The 21,701-nt window shown below is 41.4% G+C and carries 21 protein-coding genes; 4 read left to right on the top strand and 17 right to left on the bottom strand.

Features of this window, described 5'->3' with window-relative positions; translation table 11 throughout:
- Nucleotides 1-347 precede the first annotated feature (347 nt).
- From paoC to AC3ITD_RS02855, 10 genes are all read right to left on the bottom strand, one after another.
- Nucleotides 348-2,546, bottom strand: coding sequence for an aldehyde oxidoreductase molybdenum-binding subunit PaoC (gene paoC, locus AC3ITD_RS02900; RefSeq protein ID WP_489363831.1), 2,199 nt, complete (start codon nt 2,544-2,546; stop codon nt 348-350).
- Between the two features lies 1 nt (nt 2,547).
- Nucleotides 2,548-3,498, bottom strand: coding sequence for an FAD binding domain-containing protein (locus AC3ITD_RS02895; protein WP_489363829.1), 951 nt, complete (start codon nt 3,496-3,498; stop codon nt 2,548-2,550).
- A 22-nt stretch (nt 3,499-3,520) separates the two neighbouring features.
- Entirely contained in the window at nt 3,521-4,168 is a 648-nt protein-coding gene (gene paoA, locus AC3ITD_RS02890) for an aldehyde dehydrogenase iron-sulfur subunit PaoA (protein ID WP_489363827.1), read from the bottom strand.
- Between the two features lie 64 nt (nt 4,169-4,232).
- Nucleotides 4,233-4,715 carry a cyclophilin-like fold protein gene (locus tag AC3ITD_RS02885; protein WP_489363825.1) on the bottom strand — a complete coding sequence of 161 codons (483 nt, stop codon included), beginning with the start codon at nt 4,713-4,715 and terminating at the stop codon, nt 4,233-4,235.
- A gap of 7 nt (nt 4,716-4,722) precedes the next feature.
- On the bottom strand, nt 4,723-5,784 hold the full coding sequence (locus tag AC3ITD_RS02880) for an alpha/beta hydrolase (protein ID WP_489363823.1): 1,062 nt from the start codon (nt 5,782-5,784) through the stop codon (nt 4,723-4,725).
- Nucleotide 5,785: 1 nt separating this feature from the next.
- Entirely contained in the window at nt 5,786-5,965 is a 180-nt protein-coding gene (locus AC3ITD_RS02875) for an acyltransferase (protein ID WP_489363821.1), read from the bottom strand.
- A complete protein-coding gene (locus tag AC3ITD_RS02870; protein ID WP_489363819.1) occupies nt 5,941-6,336 on the bottom strand; it encodes an LbetaH domain-containing protein in 396 nt (131 codons plus the stop codon). The genes AC3ITD_RS02875 and AC3ITD_RS02870 overlap by 25 nt, the downstream gene beginning before the upstream one ends.
- A 696-nt stretch (nt 6,337-7,032) precedes the next feature.
- Entirely contained in the window at nt 7,033-7,506 is a 474-nt protein-coding gene (locus AC3ITD_RS02865; RefSeq protein ID WP_489363817.1) for a MarR family transcriptional regulator, read from the bottom strand.
- The gene (locus tag AC3ITD_RS02860) at nt 7,493-7,993 is read right to left on the bottom strand and encodes a GNAT family N-acetyltransferase (protein WP_489363815.1); all 501 of its coding nucleotides are present in this window, start codon (nt 7,991-7,993) and stop codon (nt 7,493-7,495) included. Before AC3ITD_RS02860 ends, AC3ITD_RS02865 begins: the two co-directional genes overlap by 14 nt.
- A gap of 266 nt (nt 7,994-8,259) precedes the next feature.
- Nucleotides 8,260-8,679 (bottom strand): nuclear transport factor 2 family protein, encoded by a 420-nt coding sequence (locus tag AC3ITD_RS02855; RefSeq protein WP_489363813.1) that lies wholly within the window; start codon nt 8,677-8,679, stop codon nt 8,260-8,262.
- 104 nt (nt 8,680-8,783) lie between these two features.
- On the opposite strand from AC3ITD_RS02855, the gene AC3ITD_RS02850 reads away from it, so the two are divergent.
- Nucleotides 8,784-9,152 carry a winged helix-turn-helix transcriptional regulator gene (locus tag AC3ITD_RS02850; protein ID WP_489363811.1) on the top strand — a complete coding sequence of 123 codons (369 nt, stop codon included), beginning with the start codon at nt 8,784-8,786 and terminating at the stop codon, nt 9,150-9,152.
- A gap of 314 nt (nt 9,153-9,466) precedes the next feature.
- Here the strand turns inward: AC3ITD_RS02850 and AC3ITD_RS02845 are convergent, their stop codons facing one another.
- The 3 genes from AC3ITD_RS02845 to AC3ITD_RS02835 all read right to left on the bottom strand — a co-directional run bounded on the left by AC3ITD_RS02845 (nt 9,467) and on the right by AC3ITD_RS02835 (nt 11,636).
- Nucleotides 9,467-9,856 (bottom strand): RidA family protein, encoded by a 390-nt coding sequence (locus tag AC3ITD_RS02845; RefSeq protein WP_489363809.1) that lies wholly within the window; start codon nt 9,854-9,856, stop codon nt 9,467-9,469.
- 109 nt (nt 9,857-9,965) lie between these two features.
- Nucleotides 9,966-10,529, bottom strand: a complete 564-nt coding sequence (locus tag AC3ITD_RS02840; protein WP_489363807.1) for a Crp/Fnr family transcriptional regulator — start codon at nt 10,527-10,529, stop codon at nt 9,966-9,968.
- A 339-nt stretch (nt 10,530-10,868) separates the two neighbouring features.
- Nucleotides 10,869-11,636 (bottom strand): SDR family oxidoreductase, encoded by a 768-nt coding sequence (locus AC3ITD_RS02835; RefSeq protein WP_489363805.1) that lies wholly within the window; start codon nt 11,634-11,636, stop codon nt 10,869-10,871.
- A 148-nt stretch (nt 11,637-11,784) separates the two neighbouring features.
- Between AC3ITD_RS02835 and AC3ITD_RS02830 the strand changes: the two genes are divergently transcribed.
- Nucleotides 11,785-12,120: a winged helix-turn-helix transcriptional regulator gene (locus AC3ITD_RS02830; protein ID WP_489363803.1), complete on the top strand. Its 336-nt coding sequence runs from the start codon at nt 11,785-11,787 to the stop codon at nt 12,118-12,120.
- A 143-nt stretch (nt 12,121-12,263) separates the two neighbouring features.
- Here the strand turns inward: AC3ITD_RS02830 and AC3ITD_RS02825 are convergent, their stop codons facing one another.
- The gene (locus AC3ITD_RS02825) at nt 12,264-13,223 is read right to left on the bottom strand and encodes a Na/Pi cotransporter family protein (protein ID WP_489363801.1); all 960 of its coding nucleotides are present in this window, start codon (nt 13,221-13,223) and stop codon (nt 12,264-12,266) included.
- 427 nt (nt 13,224-13,650) lie between these two features.
- Between AC3ITD_RS02825 and AC3ITD_RS02820 the strand changes: the two genes are divergently transcribed.
- Both AC3ITD_RS02820 and AC3ITD_RS02815 read left to right on the top strand, forming a co-directional pair.
- Entirely contained in the window at nt 13,651-15,141 is a 1,491-nt protein-coding gene (locus AC3ITD_RS02820; protein ID WP_489363799.1) for a PhoX family protein, read from the top strand.
- 77 nt (nt 15,142-15,218) lie between these two features.
- Nucleotides 15,219-17,000 carry a cytochrome-c peroxidase gene (locus AC3ITD_RS02815; RefSeq protein ID WP_489363797.1) on the top strand — a complete coding sequence of 594 codons (1,782 nt, stop codon included), beginning with the start codon at nt 15,219-15,221 and terminating at the stop codon, nt 16,998-17,000.
- A gap of 306 nt (nt 17,001-17,306) precedes the next feature.
- Here the strand turns inward: AC3ITD_RS02815 and AC3ITD_RS02810 are convergent, their stop codons facing one another.
- The 3 genes from AC3ITD_RS02810 to AC3ITD_RS02800 form a co-directional block, all read right to left on the bottom strand.
- Nucleotides 17,307-18,209 carry a metallophosphoesterase family protein gene (locus AC3ITD_RS02810; RefSeq protein ID WP_489363795.1) on the bottom strand — a complete coding sequence of 301 codons (903 nt, stop codon included), beginning with the start codon at nt 18,207-18,209 and terminating at the stop codon, nt 17,307-17,309.
- Between the two features lie 115 nt (nt 18,210-18,324).
- A complete protein-coding gene (locus tag AC3ITD_RS02805) occupies nt 18,325-20,178 on the bottom strand; it encodes an alkaline phosphatase (RefSeq protein WP_489363793.1) in 1,854 nt (617 codons plus the stop codon).
- Nucleotides 20,172-21,695 carry a RagB/SusD family nutrient uptake outer membrane protein gene (locus AC3ITD_RS02800; RefSeq protein ID WP_489363791.1) on the bottom strand — a complete coding sequence of 508 codons (1,524 nt, stop codon included), beginning with the start codon at nt 21,693-21,695 and terminating at the stop codon, nt 20,172-20,174. The genes AC3ITD_RS02805 and AC3ITD_RS02800 overlap by 7 nt, the downstream gene beginning before the upstream one ends.
- Between the last annotated feature and the right edge of the window lie 6 nt (nt 21,696-21,701).

Below are 21,701 nucleotides of genomic sequence, written 5' to 3'. Positions count from 1 at the left end.
CTAAAAAGGCGCAACAACAAAAATTTTCATCCTAAACCAAGTTCTTCAGCCTGCTCACAAACCATATGGAGATCCCAAATAACGAAAACTATGTTTGACGTTAGTGTCAGAAGTTGTTGTTCAGATTATTTTTAACAGGTACAATAACACATTAAGCGGAAAAATTTGAACCAAAAAACTAGATTAATTTTGGGCAATTATTCGCCCAATTGTCTCTATTTCAATTCATTAAAAACTCATTATAACACTAAGAAATTCACGGGATTATTGGAATAAGTTTACAAGAATCATGCTCAAAAAACCATTTTTTTTTGAAAAGGCTGCAACTAGTTGTTTCCTTCTTAGTTCTAACTTGATTCAAGAATTTTATGAAGAGTTATAGGGTATTCTCTGATCCTTACTCCGGTAGCATTATAAACCGCATTTGCAATAGCGGCAGCCACACCTACCAGGCCAAGTTCACCAATGCCCTTGGCTTTCATAGGCGACATCGTCGGATCAAGGTCTTCCAACAAAATAACATCCTGATGTGGAATGTCGGCATGTACGGGAACCTCATATCCGGCTAAGTCATGGTTCACAAAAAAACCAACATTAGTATCAACTACCAACTCTTCCATCAATGCGGCACCCACACCCATGGTCATCGCACCGATCACCTGACTTCGGGCGGTTTTAGGGTTTAAAATTCGGCCAGCATGGCAAACGGCCAACATCCGCCGGACTCTGATTTCGCAGGTGTATCTATTAACGGCAACTTCTACAAAGTGGGCACCAAAAGTATCCTGAGCAAACTCTTTGGAGAGTTCGCCGTAAGTCATTTCATCCTCAGCTATTAGCTCCCCAGACTCAGCCGCTTTCGATAAAGGATACTTCTTACTCCTCACGCTAACTTTTCCATCAGAAAACTCTGCCGTTCCAGGTTCGAATCCGAACAACTGCTCAACCTTTTCGCGAAGCTTAACGCATGCAGCATAAACTCCCGATGTGGAGGAAGCAGCACCCCACTGGCCCGCTGAGCCTGAAGACTCGGGGAAAATGGAGTCACCTAATTTTACAATAACCTTATTAATTTCAACGCCCATCATTTCCGCTGCCGTTTGTGCGATGATGGTATAACTACCGGTACCAATATCAGTCATATCGGTTTCCACCGTAACAATCCCCTTATTACTCAGACGAACTCTGGCTGCACATTTGGTAATCGGTGCACCCCGCACCGCGGAAGCTACACCCATTCCCATCAACCAATCTCCTTCCTCTTTACCACGTGGTTGCTTGCTGCGGCTTTCCCATTTAAACTTTTTTGCCCCTGTTTGCAGGCACTCCACCAGTAACCGGGTTGAAAAGGAGCGCTTTGGATTTTCAGGATGAACTTGTGTATCATTTTTTATCCTGAACTCTACCGGGTCCATCTTGAGCTTTTCGGCCATTTCATCCATAGCGATTTCAAGAGCCATCATACCCGAGGCCTCGCCTGGGGCACGCATAGCTGCTCCCTCGGGCAGGTTGAGCAAAGCCAGTTTAAGTTGGGTCATCCTGTTCTTGCCGGCGTATAGTGTTCTTGTGGATGTAGTAGTATATTCCGCAAACCCCCGTGGAATATTGCCCGAAAGGCTTTCATGTCCAATGGATGTTACGGTACCATCAGCGTCTGCTCCGATCCTCAATCTTTGAATGGTGGCGGGTCGGTGAATGGTATTATTGAACATCAAGGTCCTTTGCAGGGTGATTTTGACTGTTCGTCCGGTAAGCCTTGCAGCAAGTGATGCTGCCACGATATCTGAAAGCACGGTGCCCTTTCCGCCAAATCCCCCACCGATAAAAGTAGAAACCAAACGGATATTCTTTGGGTCTATGCCTAAAATGTTAGCCAGATCCCGAACGCCCCAGTTAATTTGCTGAATGGAGCACCAGCAGGTAAGTTTTTCCCCCTCCCATTTGGCAATGGTTGCATGAGGTTCCATCATCGCATGAGATTGATCAGGAGTAGTATAGGTTTCATCAAGCTTGAAAGGCGCAGATTTAAAACCGTCTTCAAAACTGCTGACCTTTGATGTAGCTGCTGTCGAGGGTCGGCCCGGGTTCAGTATTGTTGCCGAAGCTTCTGCTTGCTTTAAATCAAAGGAACCTTGGGATTTGACATAATCGACCCTAATTAAAGCAGCACCTGCACGGGCCTGCTCAAAGGTTTCGGCTACCACTATTGCAATTGCCTGATGGTAATGATCAACATCCGGGCCTGCTAAGAGTCTATCTGCATAAAATTTTCCGGTTTTAAGTGGGCCAGCATTCGAAGCGGTGATCACCCCGATGACACCCGGAAGTGCTTTTGCTGCCGTTTGATGAATAGCCTCAATTCGTCCCTTTGCAATACCTGCGCCAACAATAAATCCATATGCCGGTTTTGTATTAGCTATTTGATGTTCATAGGCGTAGGTTGCACGGCCTGTTGTTTTCAATGGCCCGTCTATCCTATCAATCGGTTTACCAACCACTTTGAGCTGATCGATAGCATTTTTTCCTGCTGGTTTATCAAATTTCATATTACCTTTTAGCTTGCTGAATAACGGATTCTATGGTGCGCTCGACCAGCATAATTTTATACCGGTTCTCTACGGTTGGTCTTGCTCCCACCAATAAACTTTCTGTAACCTGTTTAGAACCTTTGGGCAAAAGTGCCTCAGCTTGCTCAATACGCCAGGGTTTCGCAGCCACCCCCCCAACCGCCAGTTTCCCCGATCCGTCTGGATAGATAATTGCGCCCACTGAAATGGTTGCAAAAGCATACGATGCTCTATCCCTTATTTTCTGGTAGATCTGTTTACCACCCACGGGTGGGGGAAGAAGGACTGAAGTAATCATTTCGCTTGGTTGGAGTGTGTTTTCCAGATGAGGCGTGTTTCCTGGAAGACGGTAAAAATCGGCTATCGGGATTTTTCTTTGCTCACCTTTTGCATTCAAAGTTTCAACTGTAGCATCGAGGGTCATCATTGCTACCGCCATATCACTGGGGTGGGTAGCGATGCAATGATCGCTGCTACCGATTATAGCCAGTTGCCTACTGAATCCCGCAAGAGCAGCACAACCGCTACCGGGCACCCTTTTGTTGCAAACCTGATTGGTATCATAGAAATATGGGCATCGGGTACGCTGCAGCAAATTGCCGCTCGTGGTAGCTTTGTTACGGAGCTGACCGGATGCACCTGAAAGCAGTGCTCTTGCCAACAACCCATAGTCGCGACGAACCACATTGTGCGCCGCCAGATCGGTATTATTTACCATTGCTCCTATGCGAAGCCCGCCATCTGCGTTCAGTTCAATCTTATTTAACCCGGTTTTGCTGATATCGATGAGATGGGCAGGTGCTTCAATCTGCAGTTTCATTAAGTCAAGAAGATTGGTTCCTCCGGCAATAAACTTTGAACCCGGAATTTTTTCGGCGGCCTTTGCAGCATCCAATGCGGTAGGGACTCGCTGATAGGTAAATGATTTCATTTTTGCTTTTGATATGGACTGTTTATCGGGCTTTTTTAACTGCTTTTGAGGCGACTTCTGAAATGGCCTCTACAATATTTGAATAAGCACCGCAACGGCAAATGTTGCCGCTCATTCTTTCTCTGATCTCCTCATTATTTAATAAAGGAGATTGGTTCAAATTACTACTCACATGACTCGGTATCCCGGATTTTATTTCATTTATGACGGCCACTGCAGAACAGATTTGCCCCGGAGTACAAAACCCGCATTGATAGGCATCATGCTTTATAAATGCAGCCTGCATGGCATGAAGTTTATCCGGCGAGCCAAGGCCTTCAATAGTCATAATATCATCGTCTTCATGCTGAAGTGCAAGAGAAAGACATGAATTAATTCTGCGGCCATTTACCATTACAGTACAAGCTCCGCATTGTCCGTGGTCACATCCTTTCTTCGTACCGTTTAATTTAAGATGTTCTCTAAGGGCATCAAGCAACGTTGTTCTGGTATCAAGTGCTAACTGCTGTTTTTTTCCATTTACAACAAACGAAACATCTGCTAAAGCAATTTTATTTGATTTGCCAGCCGCTATGCCTGTAACTTTGGTAGCAGCTATAGCCGAAATCGCTGCCGTTGTGCCAATTATCATTTCCCTACGGGACAGCTTTAAACGATTATCGTTTTCCATAAATTTTTATCAGATGATTACTCTCGAAGCTATGTTTACATTGATTTTCACATCGTATGATGTTCTATTTATTCTCAAATTTTACGACAACATTTCCATTGCCCAAAGCCGTGGCAAGTCCGTTGGGATTGTCAACATAGCCTAGTTTTGTATAGCTGTATGACGTGTTGAAGCCTTTATAAAATAAAACAAGGGTATTGCTTCCGTAAAGCGTTAAATCGCCCACTTTGATATTTCCACCAACCGAGGCATTGGCGGGCAAACTGTTTGGCAGATCGTAATATTTTTCGTTGCCGTTCAGTTCCGTCATATTGATGGTGAGCGGCAACCTCGCCCTCAAAGCGCTCGCACTTGGATTGTCATAAAGCGTTACCGTAAATACATCGCTTCCTATTGTAATTTTCATTTTGGTGGTAGATAGGTTGGTAGTGATTAAATTTGAATCTCCATTCTCCTGGATGGAGATGGTTTCATTACCCTTGTCGCAGCTTGCCATACCTAACGATAGGGAAGCAAACAGGATCATGCATGACAGTACGTTTTTCATCCTATTTCTATTTTAAATTGGTTTTAAAGAATTTTTCCAGTTTATCAAACGGGATCAAATCGGTTTTATCATAAAGGTCTACATGGCCTGCACCTTTTACATAAACCAGCTCTTTGGGCATCGCTGCTCTTTTGTAGGCATCTTCGCTAAATTCTTTTGAATGCGCCTGGTCTCCGGTGATGAAAAGCAGTGGACGTGGAGAAATGGTTTCGATATCATTGAAAGGATAAAAATTCATGAATTTCGTATTACTGCTTGAGGTTGGTTTTGTTGTCGTTTCTTTAGATGCTCCTTTTGGCGTGTATTCCCCACGGGGAGTTCTGTAAAAATCGAAAAACTCACGCTGGATTGGATGGGTGTTTGCCTCTAATTTTAGAACTGTTCCGCCAGTGTATTTAGCTTCACCACCTGTAAATTCTGCATATCTCTGTTGTGCCGCCTCAGCAATAATCTGCTTTCTTTGTTCGAGGGTTTGTGAATGGTTCAGCGCATCACGGTTCGCCGATCCCATATCATACATACTCACCGTTGCGATGGCTTTCATCCGGGGATCGATCTTTGCAGCACTGATCACAAAGCTTCCACTTCCGCAAACGCCGATAACCCCGATATTATTCCTGTCAGCAAATGGTCGTGTTCCCAAAAAGTCAACGGCCGAACTGAAATCTTCAGCATACACATCAGGCAAAACTGCGTTACGAGGTCCGCCCTCACTTTCTCCCCAAAACGAGAGGTCGATCGCTAAGGTGATAAAGCCTCTGTCAGCCATATTCGAAGCATATACATCGGCGCTTTGTTCCTTCACCGCCCCCATCGGATGACCGACAATAATTGCAGGGTTCTTCGTTTTTCTGTCCATATTATTGGGGATGAAAAGATGCCCTGCAACTTGCATTTGATATTGGTTCCTGAAGGTAACTGCATACATGGTTACCTTATCACTCACCTTAAACGTGGTATAGTTCTTTCCTGATATTTCTTTCATCGGTAGTGAATTTGATGTAGATTGTGCGACTGCCGTACCATAAGAAAAGATCGCAGTCAGCGCTATAAAAAGTAATTTTTTCATGTTAAATGTTTTTAATGAATTTTGCCGGAACTCCCCCGACAATTGTATCTGGAGCAACATCTTTGGAAACAACTGCTCCCGCGGCAACAACGGCGTTTTCGCCGATGGTTACACCCGGAAGTATGGTTGCACCCGCACCAATCCATGCATTTTTTTTTATGTGAATGGCTTTTGGAACCAATGAATGCCGGTCTTCAATTGATATTGGATGTCTTCAGATAGCAGACTTACTTTCGGAGCGATAAATACATTGTCCTCAATGGTAATTCCGCCCAGATCCAAGAACACACAATCGAAATTGATGAATACATTTTTGCCTATCTTGGTATGCTTCCCATAATTAATATGCAAGGGCGTAAAAACCACAACACTCTCATCGATTTCCGAACACGTTATTTGGCTTAAATAATTTCTTATTTCATTGGGATCTGTGGTGCTGTTGATCTGTACGAGAAATTTCAAAGATTCTTCCCGCATTCTGTATGCTTGGGGATCGTTCGGTAAAATGGCTTCCCCATTGCGTAACCTCTTGAAAATATTCCTATTGCTCATTGTCCTGATTTTTATACTGAAACAAAGATAAAAGGAACTGAGAGGTATTCTGTTACATTTATTTCGCAAGTAATGTCACATATCACCTATTACCGGATAAACAGGAGTACGTTGATCCCGTCTAACCAGTACAACATTTGTTGCAAGTTTTAGAATATTTATATATGTAAATTGGAAAGAAGGGTTCAAATTTATTGGGATATCCAATTAACCAACCTCCAATCCTTTCTAAGCATTGGCCGATAGACGAACCCGCTAATTTAAAAATGAACAAGCTAGAATACTCTTTCTTATTTGATAAGAATGATACTTTGGGTCCGCTTAATTGAAGATGCGACCAAAGTTGAAGAAATGATTGATTTTTATAAGGGAAGAAAGGAAAAGTTCAAATTACGCTCTCAAATTAGGAACAAATTCGCTCACATGAGTTCCGTGTCAGATTACAAAAAGAGTATACACACCAAAAACAAAGTCCTTTAATTGTTTAAATTACAGGACTTGCTTATTTAAGAGTACCGATCAGCGGCACTATTTTCAATATTTAAAAGCCTTTTTATTGCTTATTGAACCAATTGCGGACGGTTTAAAATTGAACGTTCCTTGAATCACCTCAATCATCGTATAATCACCTACATTAAGCGCAACAACTGTCATCCTAAACACCTTATCGATACCACTGGTGTATAAAAACTCATGCTAAGACTTTAAAGCAATTGCCCTCTGCAGGAAGCTCTGTCTTTCTAAGGCTTCTTCGGCCTGTTCAATCGCTTTTAAGAGATTATCATTATTCGTTGTAATTTCTGTTAGTGCAGTTTTCATTATTGACCATATAGGTTTTAGCTTTTCTACCAGCTTCTCACCTTTTGAAGAAAGACGTAGGCGACGCTTACGTTCATCAATTTTATCTTTCCTTGAAAGGATAAGCTTTTCCTTCTCTAACTCCTTAAGTAAGCTGATGGTAGAAGGATGAGAATACCCAATCTCTGTCGAGAGCTCACTCACGGTGAGCAGAGGTTGATGAGCAAGAACTAAAATTACAGGAAACCATTTAGGTTCGAAAGCAATACCATATGTATTATAAAAAAGCGCTCCATCTTTCCTTAATTGCTCAGCGAGGCTTTGCAGCCGTGAGGACAGCGCAAGTTCACCCGCATCTTTAATGATTTTCATTGCCGAAACCTAGTTTAAAATAAATATTGTCCGATTTCATCAAAGGAAAATCCACAGGAAGTTCGCTTTTATCCACTTCTACAAACCCATTTTTTTCATAAAACCTAATTGCCGCTTTTAAAATATCAACCGTACCTAGATAAATTTCAGATATACCACCTTCTCTACTGTATGTTATCAATTGCTTCAGCAACGCTACAGCAAGGCCGAATTCCTTACCTCGATATTCTTTTCGAACAAACATTTTCCGAACTGCAGCTTGATTTTTACCAAACCTCAGTAGTCCAATAGTGCCACATAGCTCATCATCTACAAAAGCCCCCCAGAAATTTCCGCCCTGAATAATGTAATGGGTTTCTATATCTTCAAGGTCTGGTTGATCTTCAATGGTGATGGGTACTCCAAATTCTAATTGTTGAATAGGCAAAATGATATCAATTATGCGCCGGGCATCTAGATTTTGCAAGGGTTTTATTGTTATTTTCATGATTATATTTACGTACAATATACGTAGTTGGCTACATAAATGGAAATAATTCATTTGGACCGATATCTCCGGGCAGATCTAAACGGTAAATAAACGAGATATCCTGCGCTAATGCAAACTGAAGATGGGCTTTTAAAGGCAGCGCTGGTGACAATAAATGCAATTAAAGATCATGAAATAGAAAACCTTTGGGGCAGTCCATTCCCCCAAAGGTTTCCTTTCTTTAAGCATCTTTACTTTTCAGGGTTTGATTCGATCCAGAAAGTCTACATAAATGCGTCCATGATCCATATCGGATTCCAGAACTCGCGATAAGCCGATATTTTCCGGTCCCTTAAAGTTATACGACCAATATAGAGCTGATGGTATTTTTTTCCGGTAGCGATTACCTCGGCACTTCCGCCAAATTCTACAAAGACCGTATTTGGATCAGTTGTTGCCGAAAACTGAAAATTTTTAAAGTTCCAGTTTTTTGCTCCGTTAACAACATTTATGATGTAATCCGCAATAGCATCCCGACCGGTTACTTCTTTTGCATAAGGGGCCGGTGCATATGGAAATTGCTGCACTGCGTCTTCGGTAAATAATTCGACATAGGCGTCACGGGTCATATCCGGATTTGTAAATTTAGTAAGGTGTGAATGAAATAAACGTTCTGCGACGGTAATGTTTGTTGTATTGCGCATAATAATCTTTGGATTAACTTATAATGTAATTGATGCGACAAAAATATTAATGTATAGCGATACCTTTGCCATGGGTTACAAATAGGATACCATCTAAAAAAGATATGATGATAAATAAAGATCGTTGTCTGAAGCCTGTCTCCGACGAAGAATGCAGGAAAGCATGGCTGACGCTTAAGGATACAATGGACATCGTTGGAGGGAAGTGGAAACTGGTGCTGATCTCCATTTTGCGGAGCGGCAACTTCAAATTTCGTGAACTTTGCAGGGAAGCCGAAATATCACCCCGGATTTTATCGAAAGAGCTAAAAGAGCTGGAAATAAATGGGCTGGTTAAACGAACTGTTCTAAACACCAGACCGATCACTGTTGAATACCAACTTACCGAATACAGCAATTCTTTGAACGGCTTGATAATGATGATGTATGACTGGGGCCAGATCCACCGGAAAAGGGTAACCGGAAAATCATAATATTCTAAAATCAATACTTTGCCGATTCTGTTTACCAAGATTGGTATTTATACCAATAGGCTGGGAAAACTAAGGCAAGGGCAATACTGGAGATGCCCTATAATTTTTGCATCTTAGGTCCTCCCCTTACCTAAGATGCAAAATCCGTAAATCATTATCCGCTTGGCTAGTGATAGCTGATTTAGAATGGATTCGGTAATTAAGTTATCCGCTAAAAAGACTAATTTCAATCCATGTCCCGTAAGCTGAAATCACTTTAGATCAATTAATAAATCTAAATATTCGTTTCATTACCCTGAATTAATTGAAAACTGTTATCGAACCACCGTTGCTTCGAGCTCCACCTTTAATGTTTCAAATAATGTTTTCACCTGCATTACTGTTGTAGACTGTTTGATATTTTTCTCTACAATCCATTCCTGCAAAACGTGAAATGCACTAAAAAATTCATTTGTGCTGGTATGATAAACGTTGAGCCTAACAATATTTCTGCATTCGTATCCTGCCTGAGTGATCAAATGTTCGAGATTAGTAATTGCCCCTTTTAATTGGGTCTCCATATCTTCATTGCTGGATATCCCATCCGCACTTATTGCGGTCTGACCTGAACAATAAAGTGTACCTCTAACATCGGTGACCTCAACAGCCTGTGAATAATTTCTTTCCTCCTGCCATTTCCACGGATTAATCTGCCTTATTTCCATTATAAAATTATTTTGATAAGCACTATTGCTTGACGTCACAAATATCAAAGGAAATTAAAGAATGAAGTGGTGAGGTAAGGCACCTTTTTCAAGTGATCTATATCACACATCAATCCGAGAACCTGCTTAGGGTCTCTCTTGATACACCTAAGAAGGAAGCCAACATTGATTTTGGAACACGCTGAAACAATGTAGGATATTGTTTCAATAACTGATCATGCCTTTCCTTTGCATTCGAAGTCAGCAAAGACAGAATCCGTTTTTGTGCAGCAATATTTCCAAAATGCGCTTTTTCAAGAAAGAAGTACGATATTTTAGGCACGTTTGCACACAAATTTCTGTAATCTGCTAAAGAAATTCGGAGTACGCTAGTATCCTCGATGCATTCCAGGGACAAGGTGGCATTCTTACCGGTAAGGAATGCCTGAAAATCACTTTCCCACCAGTCTTCCATAGCAAAGGATATGATATTGCTCTTCCCGTTTTCAGCATAATGAACCAACTTAAGCAGGCCTGAAATTATGAAATAAGAATATTTAACAAGCTCCCCCTCCTGAATAATAAATTGATGCTTTTTATACTGGCGATAAGAAAAATACGCTTTCACTATTTCGAATTCGCTATCTGTTAAGGGGACATGCTTCTCCAGATGTGCCCGCAAAATATCGTACATAATGGGGTTATTCAGAGGTCAGGTTGTCTAATTAATTATAAAGTCACGGGTTAGCACGATAACGACTGTAATTTTACCGGCCTTTCGTATCTTATTATTGCAAACGCTGTTGCAATAATAGGTATCGTAATTAGTTTTGCCAACATTTACAGCTATAAAATTTAGATATTGCATCACCTATCAGACCCGGAATAAATCACGAAGAACACTGCCTGATTCGAAAGTTAGCCTATTTAGCATGGAATGATTGATGAAATTGTCAGGTAATTTATAACTTACGAAAAATAATAACCACAACCGATGGAGAAATATAGGATTCACTCAATCTTATTCTATCATCTATAGAGCATTCCGTAACTGCACTCGCTGCTTAGCTTCATCATTATTCAATTTATAAAAGCTATATCTTGGCGCTATACGCGATAGTAACTTAGCCACTTTAGAAAGCCCTATCAATATTTCTTCTTTGCCTGTTATTACCTGTTCAAAAACTTTTTTCGCAAATAGATCAACATCGATCACTGATACACTCTTACCCTTATTCATTGGTGTGTCAACAGCGGGCGGCACCACCTCTATCACTCGAATGTTAGTTTTTCTAGTGGTGAATCTAAAACTTTGGGTAAGGGCACGAAAAGCTACTTTGCTCGCACTGTATGCGGAAGCCTGGGCAGATGGGATAAAAACGTAACCAGTAGTAACATTTATAATGGTTGCTTCGGATTGCATTTCCAGAACCGGCATCAGCTGTTGCGTTAAGGCAATGGGCGCAATCAAATTTACATTTAATTCCATTTCCAACACTTTTATATATTGTGGATCCATCATGTCTGTCATACTATAAATACCAGCATTATTTACCAGTACATTAAGCTTTGGAAAACGCGTGAGTATTGCTGTTTTCAAGGATTCTCTTCCATCGACTGTGGACACATCAGCAACGATAGTATGTAGCTCAGGAAAAGTCTGTTTGGCATCATCAAGCTTTATCTTGGTCCGCCCGCAGATAATTACTTCGTTTCCTTCACTTAGAAATATTGCAGCTAAAGCTAGTCCAATCCCAGAACTGCCGCCGGTTATTAAAACTGTGTTTCCTTTTCTTTTCATTTATTAAACATTTTATTTCTCTTGCAAAACTAAGGCTAATACTATACTTTTGAAAGCAGTTACCTAAATGTATATTAATATACTTTTGGTTACTTAACTGATTATCTTTCAATTAAATTTAATAGGCATGGAGCAATATGAGAATTGCATGATGAATGTATCCGACCTTCAATTTATTCTGCAGGTTTTGGGAGGAAAATGGAAGCTCCACATACTTACTAATTTATATTTTGGAAAGAAGCGTTTCAAGGAACTGGAAAGAGAAATTGTGGGGATCTCCCCAAAAATGTTGATCAAAGAGTTAAAAGATCTTGAGGCTATTGGCATTCTTAGAAGGCAAACGTTTAATACTGTTCCCATCACAGTGGAATACAGCATCACAAAGGAGGGCTCATCATTGAAGCCGGTTTTGGATAAAATTAGAGAGTGGGCAATCGATTATAAAGTGCAACTGCTTAAACTAAGCGCCGATAAAACTTCTTAAGGCAGTGTAAAGTAGCCGTAATAACGCAAACAAAATCTAACAGCATCCGGACATTACTGAAAAAGACCTGCTTTGAGGAATTAAACTTGTGAGCATTCAGACAACAACTAAGAGCAATTTTGGACACTTAAAAGCTCTTTGCATTAATCCTTCGCTGATTGAAGGTTAATCTTTGTGGTGGGAAGCAGCCTGTTCAACAGCTTTTCGATCAGCGAAATTAGCGGTATAAACACGAGTACACCGGCCGTGTTGAAGATCATGTGGGAACTGGCTATTTTTTGCTCCATGCTGGCATTTCCTGAAATCTGTTCAATCAAACCTACAAACAGCGGAAATACCAATAGGCCGATAGCAATTGAAATGATATTAAAGAGCAAATGAAATAAACCCGTCTTCACTGCCTGCCTGTCCGAACGGATGGTCGCCAGCAGAGTGTCAGAACAGGTGCCGAGTTCAGCACCGATCATTACCGCAATACCACCACCAAGATTGATGAGTCCTTTTTTGGCCAGGGTGATCACCATGCCTACGGTGGCAGATGACGATTGGATAACGAGTGTGACCAATGCACCAACAGCGGTTCCCCTTAACGGATTATCTAGTTTTTCCATCCAGCTCAAAAATGCCGGATCATCTTTCAAAGGTTCAACGGCTCGTTCCATCGTATATAAGCCAAAAAACAGGATGCCGAAGTAAAGCACCACTCTACCTGTTTTGGAAAGTTTTTCGCTCTTAGCAAACAGGCTTAATAAGAGGCCGAGAACAATGGGTATGGGCGAATATTGGCCGATATCCAGAGCAATAAGCTGACTTGAAAAAGTAGTGCCAATGTTTGCGCCCATTACAATCCCTATAGACTGCCTGAAAGTAAGTGCACCTGCATTGACCAGCACAATGGTCATGATGATGACAGCTGAAGACGAATCAAGAATAGTGGTAATCACTATCCCACTTAATATAGCAGTGAACATGTTTTTGGTAAAGTAACCCATCCATTTTTTTGCCCTAACTCCAAGCAGCTCTTTCAGCGTATCAGACAGATTGTTGATCGCGAAAAGGAACAGACCAAGTCCGCCCAATATCATCAAAATAATTTCCCACATAGGTTACTAAGCTTGCCTGTAATTTTATTTTCGCAATGAGCCTTGTAGATTAACAATGTGCCTGTTTTCAGGTTTGATGTGCTAGGTTATGATTACGTTAATAAATGCTACCGCAAATTACCAACCTAGCGCAGTAATTTCGAATTTATGAAACGCTGTTTGCTCATTCCGTTTTTGACTCGACAGCTTTATCTAAGTTACTTCGAGCAGGAATATGAAAAAATAGGTTTAAGTGAAGAAACAACATTTTACCGTTAATTATGAATGAGATCAACACTTGGGCAAGTTCGGTCTGATGGGAATTGAATTTTGAAATACACCTGCCAGTAATAATCATTCTAAATTGTAGGCAAACAAACACTTAACAGGAAATTAAAATTGCCGACATATCCCCTCACTAGTTTTGCAGCAAACGGAAAACAAAACTATGAAATACAAACTGATCAGCAAACAGTCACTGGCGCTGGCAGTGGCTGCCTTTGTAGGTGCTGCCATTACCATTAGCGCTTGTAAGAAGGATCGCGACGAGGAAACACCGGCGCCGACCACTCCAATCGATTTAAAAGATTATTCTGTCAATCCTTCACTATTGATGAGCATGCCAGGCTTTGAGGCCCTGAAGATCACCACATTGATCAGTTCCGATGATGTGTTACCAGAATCCCCAGCATTTGTGTTCGGCGCTCAGCCAGATGGTGCCGGGATTCTGAAAAACCCAAGTGGCGAAGGCTTCATCATGATCAATAACCATGAAATCCTTCAATCGGTTTCAAGAGTGTATCTTGATAAAAACTTCAAACCCATAAAAGGCGAGTACATTGTAGATTCTGATGGAGGAATGACCCGTCTTTGCTCAGCAACCCTGGCTACCCCGGAAGAGCACGGTTTTTCAAAGCCAATGTTCCTAACAGCTGGAGAAAGCGGAGCGGAATCCATGATCCATGCGATCGATCCGTTAGCCACTGCTGATAAAAAGAACAACCAAAGAACCTTAAGTGCATTGGGAAGGTGGAGTGCAGAAAATGCTGTTCCATTACCAAAAGCAAGCTACACTGGTAAAAGTGTTATCCTTATCGGCGAGGATGAAAGCGATGGTCAATTGGCGATGTATGTTTCCAATACACAGGGAGATCTGCAAAACGGAAAATTGTACGTCATGAAACGAAGTAATAACGACCCGATCGAAACCAATATGGATAAAGGTACCGCTTATGATGTGGAGTTTGTTGAACTTGACAATGTTAAAAGCAGCACCGGGGCACAGTTGCAACAACAGACCATTGATAAGAAAGCACTGATGCTGGCCAGAGTCGAAGATATTGATTACAGAAAGGGAAGTGCTGCCAATGGCAGGGAAATATACTTCACGGCTACAGGCGTCAGCCAGGGTGATAAAATCACTCCCGTTAGTGGAAAAACCATGTGGGGCCGAGTGTACAAACTGGTTCTGGATGAGAGCAATCCATTAAAGGGCAAACTGGAAGTGGCGGTAGATGGAAATGATAATCCCGGAAAAAGCATTGTCAATCCCGATAACTTATGCGTAACAGAAAACTACGTTTATATTCAGGAAGACGGTGATTCATTTTACAAAAACAATGATCATGATGGTACCATCTGGCAATATGCAATGGGTTCAAAAGTAATGAAACCAATGCTTAGAATGAATCATAGAAGAACTGATGCTACATTCAATGCGAAATACAATCCATCAAACAACCTGCAGTTAAGCACCTGGGAGTATGGCGCAATGTACGATATCTCTGCTCTTACGGGCATCCCAGAAACATTTGCGGTTAATTTGCATCCACACACCTGGACAAGCGATAAATATAAAAATGCTGATGGCGGTTCCACAAGGCTGGTTAACAACAGTGAGGGAGGCCAGGTAGTTATTGTAAGAGGCATCTCAAAATAAGCACATCTTTTAAAAACATTTCTCAAACTAAAATCCCTGGTCACAGATTGTGCCAGGGATATTTTTATATTTACCACATGCGCTTCAACAGGATTGCCATTATTATTTCACTCATTGTCTTTTCTACGTTACTTGCTGTATTCTGTACCTCCAAAAACAATCCTGCGGACAGAATAAAAACATCCTTTTCAGGTTCACTCAAAGACCTGCAAAAATCGGTCAAGCTATCGTTTTATACCACAGTAGAGAGAGGTGATCACGAGGAAATCAAAAAAGCATTTCTGAAAGCACGGTCTAAATACAAATCAATAGAGTATTATATTGAATATTTCTTCCCTACTACTGCCGTTATGCTTAACGGAGCACCCATCGACGAAATTGAACTGGGTGAAAACCTTATTGAAAATCCGACCGGTTTTCAGGTAATGGAAGCCTTGGTTTATGAAACCCCAACCAAGGTAAATAAAACTCAACTGCTGAATGAGATAAAAAAAATGAACCTTAATCTGGAAAGAATAGGCAGATTTAATGAGCAGTACCAGATCACGGACGCACAGATTTTTGACGCGATCAGGCTGGAAATTTTCCGCATTACTTCACTGGGAATTACAGGTTTTGATGTGCCGATAGCATTAAGTTCCATTACAGAGGCTGATGCCGCATTGCAGGGCATCGGCAATGCAGTTTATCTTTATCATGATCAGAAAACAGCAGAAAGCATCACCGCGGCTAGAGGTTATCTAGAAAAGAATACTGATTTCAACAGCTTTGACCGACTAACATTTACCACCAATTACCTTCAGCGGATCAGCGATAACTTAGACCGGCTGAGAAAGCAGGAAAACATCCCAACAGTATCCAGTGGTTCAGGTTTTAGTGACAGCACTGTAAACATGTTTCAGCGCAATGCTTTACTGACCGACCGGTTCGTGGGCAACAGTACCTTGTACCTTACTAAAGAAAAGGCGATGCTGGGAAAAATGTTATTCAGTGACGTCATCCTTTCCGATAAAGGAAACAGAAGCTGTCAATCCTGCCATCAGAACGATTTGGCATTTACAGATGGAATGGCTAAACCAAACGCACAAACCAAAGGCAAAACTTTGGAACGCAATACCCCTACCCTTACCTACGCTTCATTACAGCGAGGTTTCTTTTATGATCTTAAGGCTGGTAGTCTGGAAGACCAGGCTTTGGATGTGATCCATCAGAGCGAAGAGATGGGCGGATCGCTTGACAAGGCAAGCCTTAGAATTAACCGATCAAAAAGGTATCAGCAGCTCATCAGAAAAGCATTTGGTGATACCACAACAAAAATAAATCCATGGAAGATCCAGCATGCACTGGCATCCTATATCCGTACACTAAATTCGTTCTCCTCAAGACTAGACGGGTATATGAGGGGAGAAAAAAATCAGCTCGACAATACGGAAAAAGCAGGATACAACCTTTTTATGGGCAAAGCAAAATGTGGGAGCTGCCATTTTGCACCACTTTTCAACGGTACGCAGTCCCCAATGTTTTCAAAAAGTGAAGCGGAAGTATTGGGCGTTCCGGCAAAAGCAGATACCAGTATGGCCAAGATTGATGGTGATCTTGGAAGGTATGCGCTATACCAATATCGACAATACAAACACTCCTTTAAAACCCCTACCTTAAGAAATATTTCCAAAACAGCACCCTATATGCATAACGGCGTATACAAGACATTAGAAGAAGTGCTGGATTTCTATAGTCGGGGCGGAGGTGCCGGCATCGGCATTAAACTTGAGAATCAGACCCTTTCTTCTGAAAAACTCAATTTGAATAAAAAGGAGATTAATTCAATTATTGCTTTTCTTAAAACGCTCGAAGATTAACCATTAACATTCTTCATCACGAGTTCAACAGATGTTTGGGACTTAATTGAAAATCGTACAATTTTATCTATGCACAACGAAAAGAACAGGGAAGCAATGAACCCTCAATTTTTGCCTATTACACAGAAGTTCATCTCTAGATAATCTGTAAAGAAGAATAATGTTTAATTAACGTTTCGTAAATAATCAAGCCTTATTTTTGTGGCGTAAATATTTGGTTAATATATACAAGTTTAGGTTAGTTGATAAGAAAAGCCCTGATGGATATCCGGGCTTTTTGTGTAACTGCTATTTTCGAAACCTCTTTTAATAAGGAACGTAGCTTTCTTCAAAACGTCCATCGGCAAATACATCTATAACACCGTATCCTGGAGCTGTTTCTCGCCGCTGCCCTTTCCACCAGGCGCCAGAAACGGCACCATTGCATAGATAAGTTACATTGTTGTAAACCACCTTGTCTCTCATGTGCAGATGACCGCTTAGGCAAAGCTTTACATTGGGATATTCGTAGAATAGATCGATGATCTTTGCCGTATCGGTATGCATATCGCCACCGAGCATAGTCCATTTGTTTACGATATTATCTTCGATCATTAACAAAGCCGTAAGAATTGGAATGTGAGACATCACCAGAACAGGCATATCTTTTGATGTATTTTTTAGTTCCTGCTCGAGCCAGTCAAACTGCGCATCACCAAGTTTCCCGATGTACCAGGTTTGATCTATATCCAGATGAACGCTATCTAATATCAAAAATTTCCATCCGCCTTGCACAAAACTATAATATGGTTTTACCAGACCTAGCTGATCCATAGAATATTTTTTCCCATAAAAAGCTTCATTTTTACTGGTTTCATTCCACCAGATATCATGGTTTCCCAGACAATAATGAACGAGAAGGCTTGACTCATCCTTCATCGTGTCTTTGACCAGTTTCCACTGATCGTTAATGGTAGAGATATTCTCTTTATTCATATCGAAAACCACATCTCCCCCATTAAGGATGAGATCTACCTTTGGCGACTGCGATTGCAAGTGATGTAAGCATTTGATAAACTTTTCTGGTGCACCAAATTCGTTCTTCAGATGCACATCAGTAATGTGGGCAATCCTGAGTGCTGGCATTTTTCCGTTTTCGCTAGCACTAAATCCCAAAGATGGAAGAATTATGAGTCCACCAAGATTTTTAATTGCTGATCGTCTTTCCATGATATGATATTTTTTTGAGGCAAAGCTAAGCTTGCGGTATTTCCTTAATATTAATTTTTACGAGCAAAAAAAAGCGCTGCATTTCCTGCAGCGCTCCAAAGAAAAATAATCTATCCTATTTCAATTGATAAGCCCTAATGATCTTGGAAAAGATGTTGGTATTTGGATAGACACCGATGAAATCGGTGGAGCCTGGCCCATAAGCAAACACAGGAACCATAATATTGGTGTGGTCATCAGTACTGAAATTCCCCCTCACCGTTCCTTTTTTATAGGAGGCATCTAAAAGTGATAACCCTCCGGTTTCATGGTCGGCAGTTACGATAACCAAAGTCTCTCCATCCTGATCGGCAAATCTCAACGCCTCTCCCACTAAACGATCGAAATCGTGCTGCTCGGTTACTGCAAACGGAAGATCATTGGCATGACCACCGTGATCAATCTGTGCACCCTCAGCCATGATGAAAAATCCCTTTTTGTTTTTTGAAAGCAGTTCTATTGTTTTCAAAAAAGATGCTTTAAGCATTTCCCCTCTACCATCAAGCTTTCTTCGGGTAACAGAATCATCAAGCAATACAAGCTGTTTTGTAGTATTTGAGGCAATAAAACTTTGCAAATCCTTTTGGTAGGCATAACCTTTGCCAGCCAATTGCTCCATCAATCTGGAATTTTTATTATCAAAAAAGCTTTTGCGCTTAGATCCTACAAGTATATTCACATGGCTGTTGAGCAGGTCAGCGGCAATTTCCTGCGTCATCGATCGCTCGTTTTGATGGGCATAAAATGCTGCAGGGGTGGCATCTGTGACATCTCCATTACTGATAATGCCACTTACAATACCGTAGGAAGCGAGCAACTCTGGAATTGCTTTTAGCGGCCTGCCATTTGAATCGACACTGATGTACCGGTTATTGGTTTTGCTACCGGTGGCCATTGCCGTTGCTCCAGCTGCCGAATCTGTAAAATCTGAATTGGATGCCTCTGTTCTTGAAAACCCAATATGTTTAATGTTAATCATATTGGACTGCCCAAAGTTTGCGCTCAAACCCGCCTGTATTTGCGCCAGGCCCATTCCATCGCCAATCAATAGAATTACGTTCTTCGCTTTGTTGGTTAATCCATCTGTTTTGTAACTGGGTTTGTAAGGTGTGTATGCTGCTGGGTTTATATATTCGAGCTTAGCACGGTTTTGATAAAAGTCTTTCAACATCGAGGGATGATCCGTGCCGATCCAGTCAACGCCCATGTGCTCCAGTTCCTTCCAACTGTTGGGATTATCTTTTGTAGCCCAAAAACGAAAAGCCTTACCCTTTGTGTGAGCTTCTGCAATTACAGCCTTCATTTTCTGTAAATCAGCTGGAGTAGGCGTACCTTTTCCATTCCATACCGAATAGTTGGACATATCATCGCTGATCATGCCGATACGCTTCAACTGTTCAGCAGTATATTTTTTCCCTGGCCGGCCATCAAAACTGATCATCTGCGGATACTCCCTGAACTGATCAACCGGTGGAATGTCGCCGCTCATCACAATTTTAATGGCAGATGGATTAATGTTGGGATCAAAAACAAACTCATAACCCTTTAAGTCAGCTAAAAGTGTGCTAATAACCTTCTGGTAATCTTCCTTAATGTCGATAATCAATTGAAGTTTCTGTCTCAGATCCGGGTAAGGATGTCGATCATTTTCCTTATAGAGCCTGATCAAGGGATCAAGGTAAAGTTTCTTTAATGTTTTACCCGGGTTGATTTCTTTACTTTCATGTGCCACAAACAATTCACCATCACGGTAAAAAACATCGGCCTCAATAGAACCCATTCCGGCGTAGTAAGCTTCCAGAAGTGGGATCTGCTGTTTATAATCATTATGACTATGTCCATTGCCAGCATTCAGTTTCTGCTGCGCAGAAACTGAATGAATGCCCAAAAAAATAAATAAAATCCATATCGACCTAGCGCTTTTTACCATCCTGCGTTTTGTTTGATTAAACCAGAACTGTTATCAATCTCTCTTTGGGGAACTGCCCAAACATCGTGCACCTGTGGGTTGAAAGTTCTTGCTTTCCAAATCACGCTTCCATCAAAATCATGCAAAGGCTTTGCGTAGGTCGCTTGTGCGTCTTCCCATCTCACCAAATCGCGGTGGCGGTCTGCCCATTCTCCGGCAAGTTCGTTTCGGCGTTCACGTTTTAAATCCACCATCTTCATGCCTGATTTTGGCGATAAGCCTGCTCTGACCCTGATTTTATTGAGTTCTGCATCTCCGGCTCCTGTACCGCTTAAAGCAATCGCAGCCTCTGCTTTTATTAACAGCACTTCTGCGTAACGCATCAAAGGAACGTTTAAATCTGTTGTTCCGTTATCCCCATTGGGATTAACATGAGTTGGAATAGGATTGGCATAAGTAAACGGCTCCATATATTTTTTAAACTGATAGTTGGATGTCGCCCCGGCATCTCTGGCAAAGCTCCGCTCAGCTCCGAAGAACATAAATTTATCACCAGGTTTTAAGATGGTAGCCTCACGACGCTGATCGCCCGCTTCAAAGGAATCATAAAGTTCTTTTGTAGGCAGATAATAGCCCCAGCCGTTGTAAATCCCCCAGGCCTTATTGGTTAACATTACGCCTGGCAATTTGCTTCCCCAACCTGTTCCACCGCCACTCGGGGTACATACTACAGACCAGATATACTCTTTAGACCAATTGTTAGAAGCCTTGAAAACATCTGCAAAACCCGTTGTAATCAATTCATGCTGACCAGAAGTGATCACCATATCGGCATACTTAACCGCATTTGCATAATCTTTTTTGTACAGATATACCTTTGAAAGATATGCCCAGGCAGCAGTTTTATGTGCTTTGCCATAATCGGCTGCTTTCATGGCAGTAAATAAAGGAAGGTTATCTGCCGCCTTTAAAAACAGGTTGATAATATAGTCGTAGTTTTCGTTAACATTTTTTGCTCTTGGAACTGCCACCGCCGGATCACCCTCCGGGGTTACAATCGGAACGCCGGCTTTATCGTTTCCATAGTTGGCGGCCAGTTGGAAATATACAAGCCCGGCGTTAAAATACGCATCACCGATAATCTGTTTTTTTAATGTTTCATCCATATCAATTCCAGGAACATTGCTGATAATATCGTTCGCTCTTTTGATGATGGCATAACGCAGGCTCCATTGGCTTTCTGTATAGCCTCCACCGATGTAACTTCTGTTAAAATCCTTGATATTGTCCCCTTCTGGTTTATTTCTCCCTGTAACCATATCATCACTGGCATTGATAAACCAAAACATCCCTCTTCCATAGAAATCCTCTGAATTATAATTTTCATACATACCAGCTTCCGCTTTGATCGCATCTTCTTTGGTTTTCCAAAAATTCTGTGCCGACGGCGAACCTTCCGGCGTAATATCCAATTGCTTGGTACATGAGGCAAATACGGCTACTGCCAATAAGCCTAAATATTTTATATTCGTTTTCATTTTTCA

Source organism: Pedobacter sp. KH_004, assembly GCF_057840755.1.
Note: the sequence above shows the minus strand (reverse complement) of the source record. Positions and strands in the feature narration are given on the sequence as shown.

What these genes read in the sequence shown, in the direction of transcription:
- paoC (WP_489363831.1), bottom strand. Translation starts at nt 2,546, where the DNA reads ATGAAATTTGATAAACCAGCAGGAAAAAATGCTATCGATCAGCTCAAA.
- AC3ITD_RS02895 (WP_489363829.1), bottom strand. Translation starts at nt 3,498, where the DNA reads ATGAAATCATTTACCTATCAGCGAGTCCCTACCGCATTGGATGCTGCA.
- paoA (WP_489363827.1), bottom strand. Translation starts at nt 4,168, where the DNA reads ATGGAAAACGATAATCGTTTAAAGCTGTCCCGTAGGGAAATGATAATT.
- AC3ITD_RS02885 (WP_489363825.1), bottom strand. Translation starts at nt 4,715, where the DNA reads ATGAAAAACGTACTGTCATGCATGATCCTGTTTGCTTCCCTATCGTTA.
- AC3ITD_RS02880 (WP_489363823.1), bottom strand. Translation starts at nt 5,784, where the DNA reads ATGAAAAAATTACTTTTTATAGCGCTGACTGCGATCTTTTCTTATGGT.
- AC3ITD_RS02870 (WP_489363819.1), bottom strand. Translation starts at nt 6,336, where the DNA reads ATGAGCAATAGGAATATTTTCAAGAGGTTACGCAATGGGGAAGCCATT.
- AC3ITD_RS02865 (WP_489363817.1), bottom strand. Translation starts at nt 7,506, where the DNA reads ATGAAAATCATTAAAGATGCGGGTGAACTTGCGCTGTCCTCACGGCTG.
- AC3ITD_RS02860 (WP_489363815.1), bottom strand. Translation starts at nt 7,993, where the DNA reads ATGAAAATAACAATAAAACCCTTGCAAAATCTAGATGCCCGGCGCATA.
- AC3ITD_RS02855 (WP_489363813.1), bottom strand. Translation starts at nt 8,679, where the DNA reads ATGCGCAATACAACAAACATTACCGTCGCAGAACGTTTATTTCATTCA.
- AC3ITD_RS02850 (WP_489363811.1), top strand. Translation starts at nt 8,784, where the DNA reads ATGATGATAAATAAAGATCGTTGTCTGAAGCCTGTCTCCGACGAAGAA.
- AC3ITD_RS02845 (WP_489363809.1), bottom strand. Translation starts at nt 9,856, where the DNA reads ATGGAAATAAGGCAGATTAATCCGTGGAAATGGCAGGAGGAAAGAAAT.
- AC3ITD_RS02840 (WP_489363807.1), bottom strand. Translation starts at nt 10,529, where the DNA reads ATGTACGATATTTTGCGGGCACATCTGGAGAAGCATGTCCCCTTAACA.
- AC3ITD_RS02835 (WP_489363805.1), bottom strand. Translation starts at nt 11,636, where the DNA reads ATGAAAAGAAAAGGAAACACAGTTTTAATAACCGGCGGCAGTTCTGGG.
- AC3ITD_RS02830 (WP_489363803.1), top strand. Translation starts at nt 11,785, where the DNA reads ATGATGAATGTATCCGACCTTCAATTTATTCTGCAGGTTTTGGGAGGA.
- AC3ITD_RS02825 (WP_489363801.1), bottom strand. Translation starts at nt 13,223, where the DNA reads ATGTGGGAAATTATTTTGATGATATTGGGCGGACTTGGTCTGTTCCTT.
- AC3ITD_RS02820 (WP_489363799.1), top strand. Translation starts at nt 13,651, where the DNA reads ATGAAATACAAACTGATCAGCAAACAGTCACTGGCGCTGGCAGTGGCT.
- AC3ITD_RS02815 (WP_489363797.1), top strand. Translation starts at nt 15,219, where the DNA reads ATGCGCTTCAACAGGATTGCCATTATTATTTCACTCATTGTCTTTTCT.
- AC3ITD_RS02810 (WP_489363795.1), bottom strand. Translation starts at nt 18,209, where the DNA reads ATGGAAAGACGATCAGCAATTAAAAATCTTGGTGGACTCATAATTCTT.
- AC3ITD_RS02805 (WP_489363793.1), bottom strand. Translation starts at nt 20,178, where the DNA reads ATGGTAAAAAGCGCTAGGTCGATATGGATTTTATTTATTTTTTTGGGC.
- AC3ITD_RS02800 (WP_489363791.1), bottom strand. Translation starts at nt 21,695, where the DNA reads ATGAAAACGAATATAAAATATTTAGGCTTATTGGCAGTAGCCGTATTT.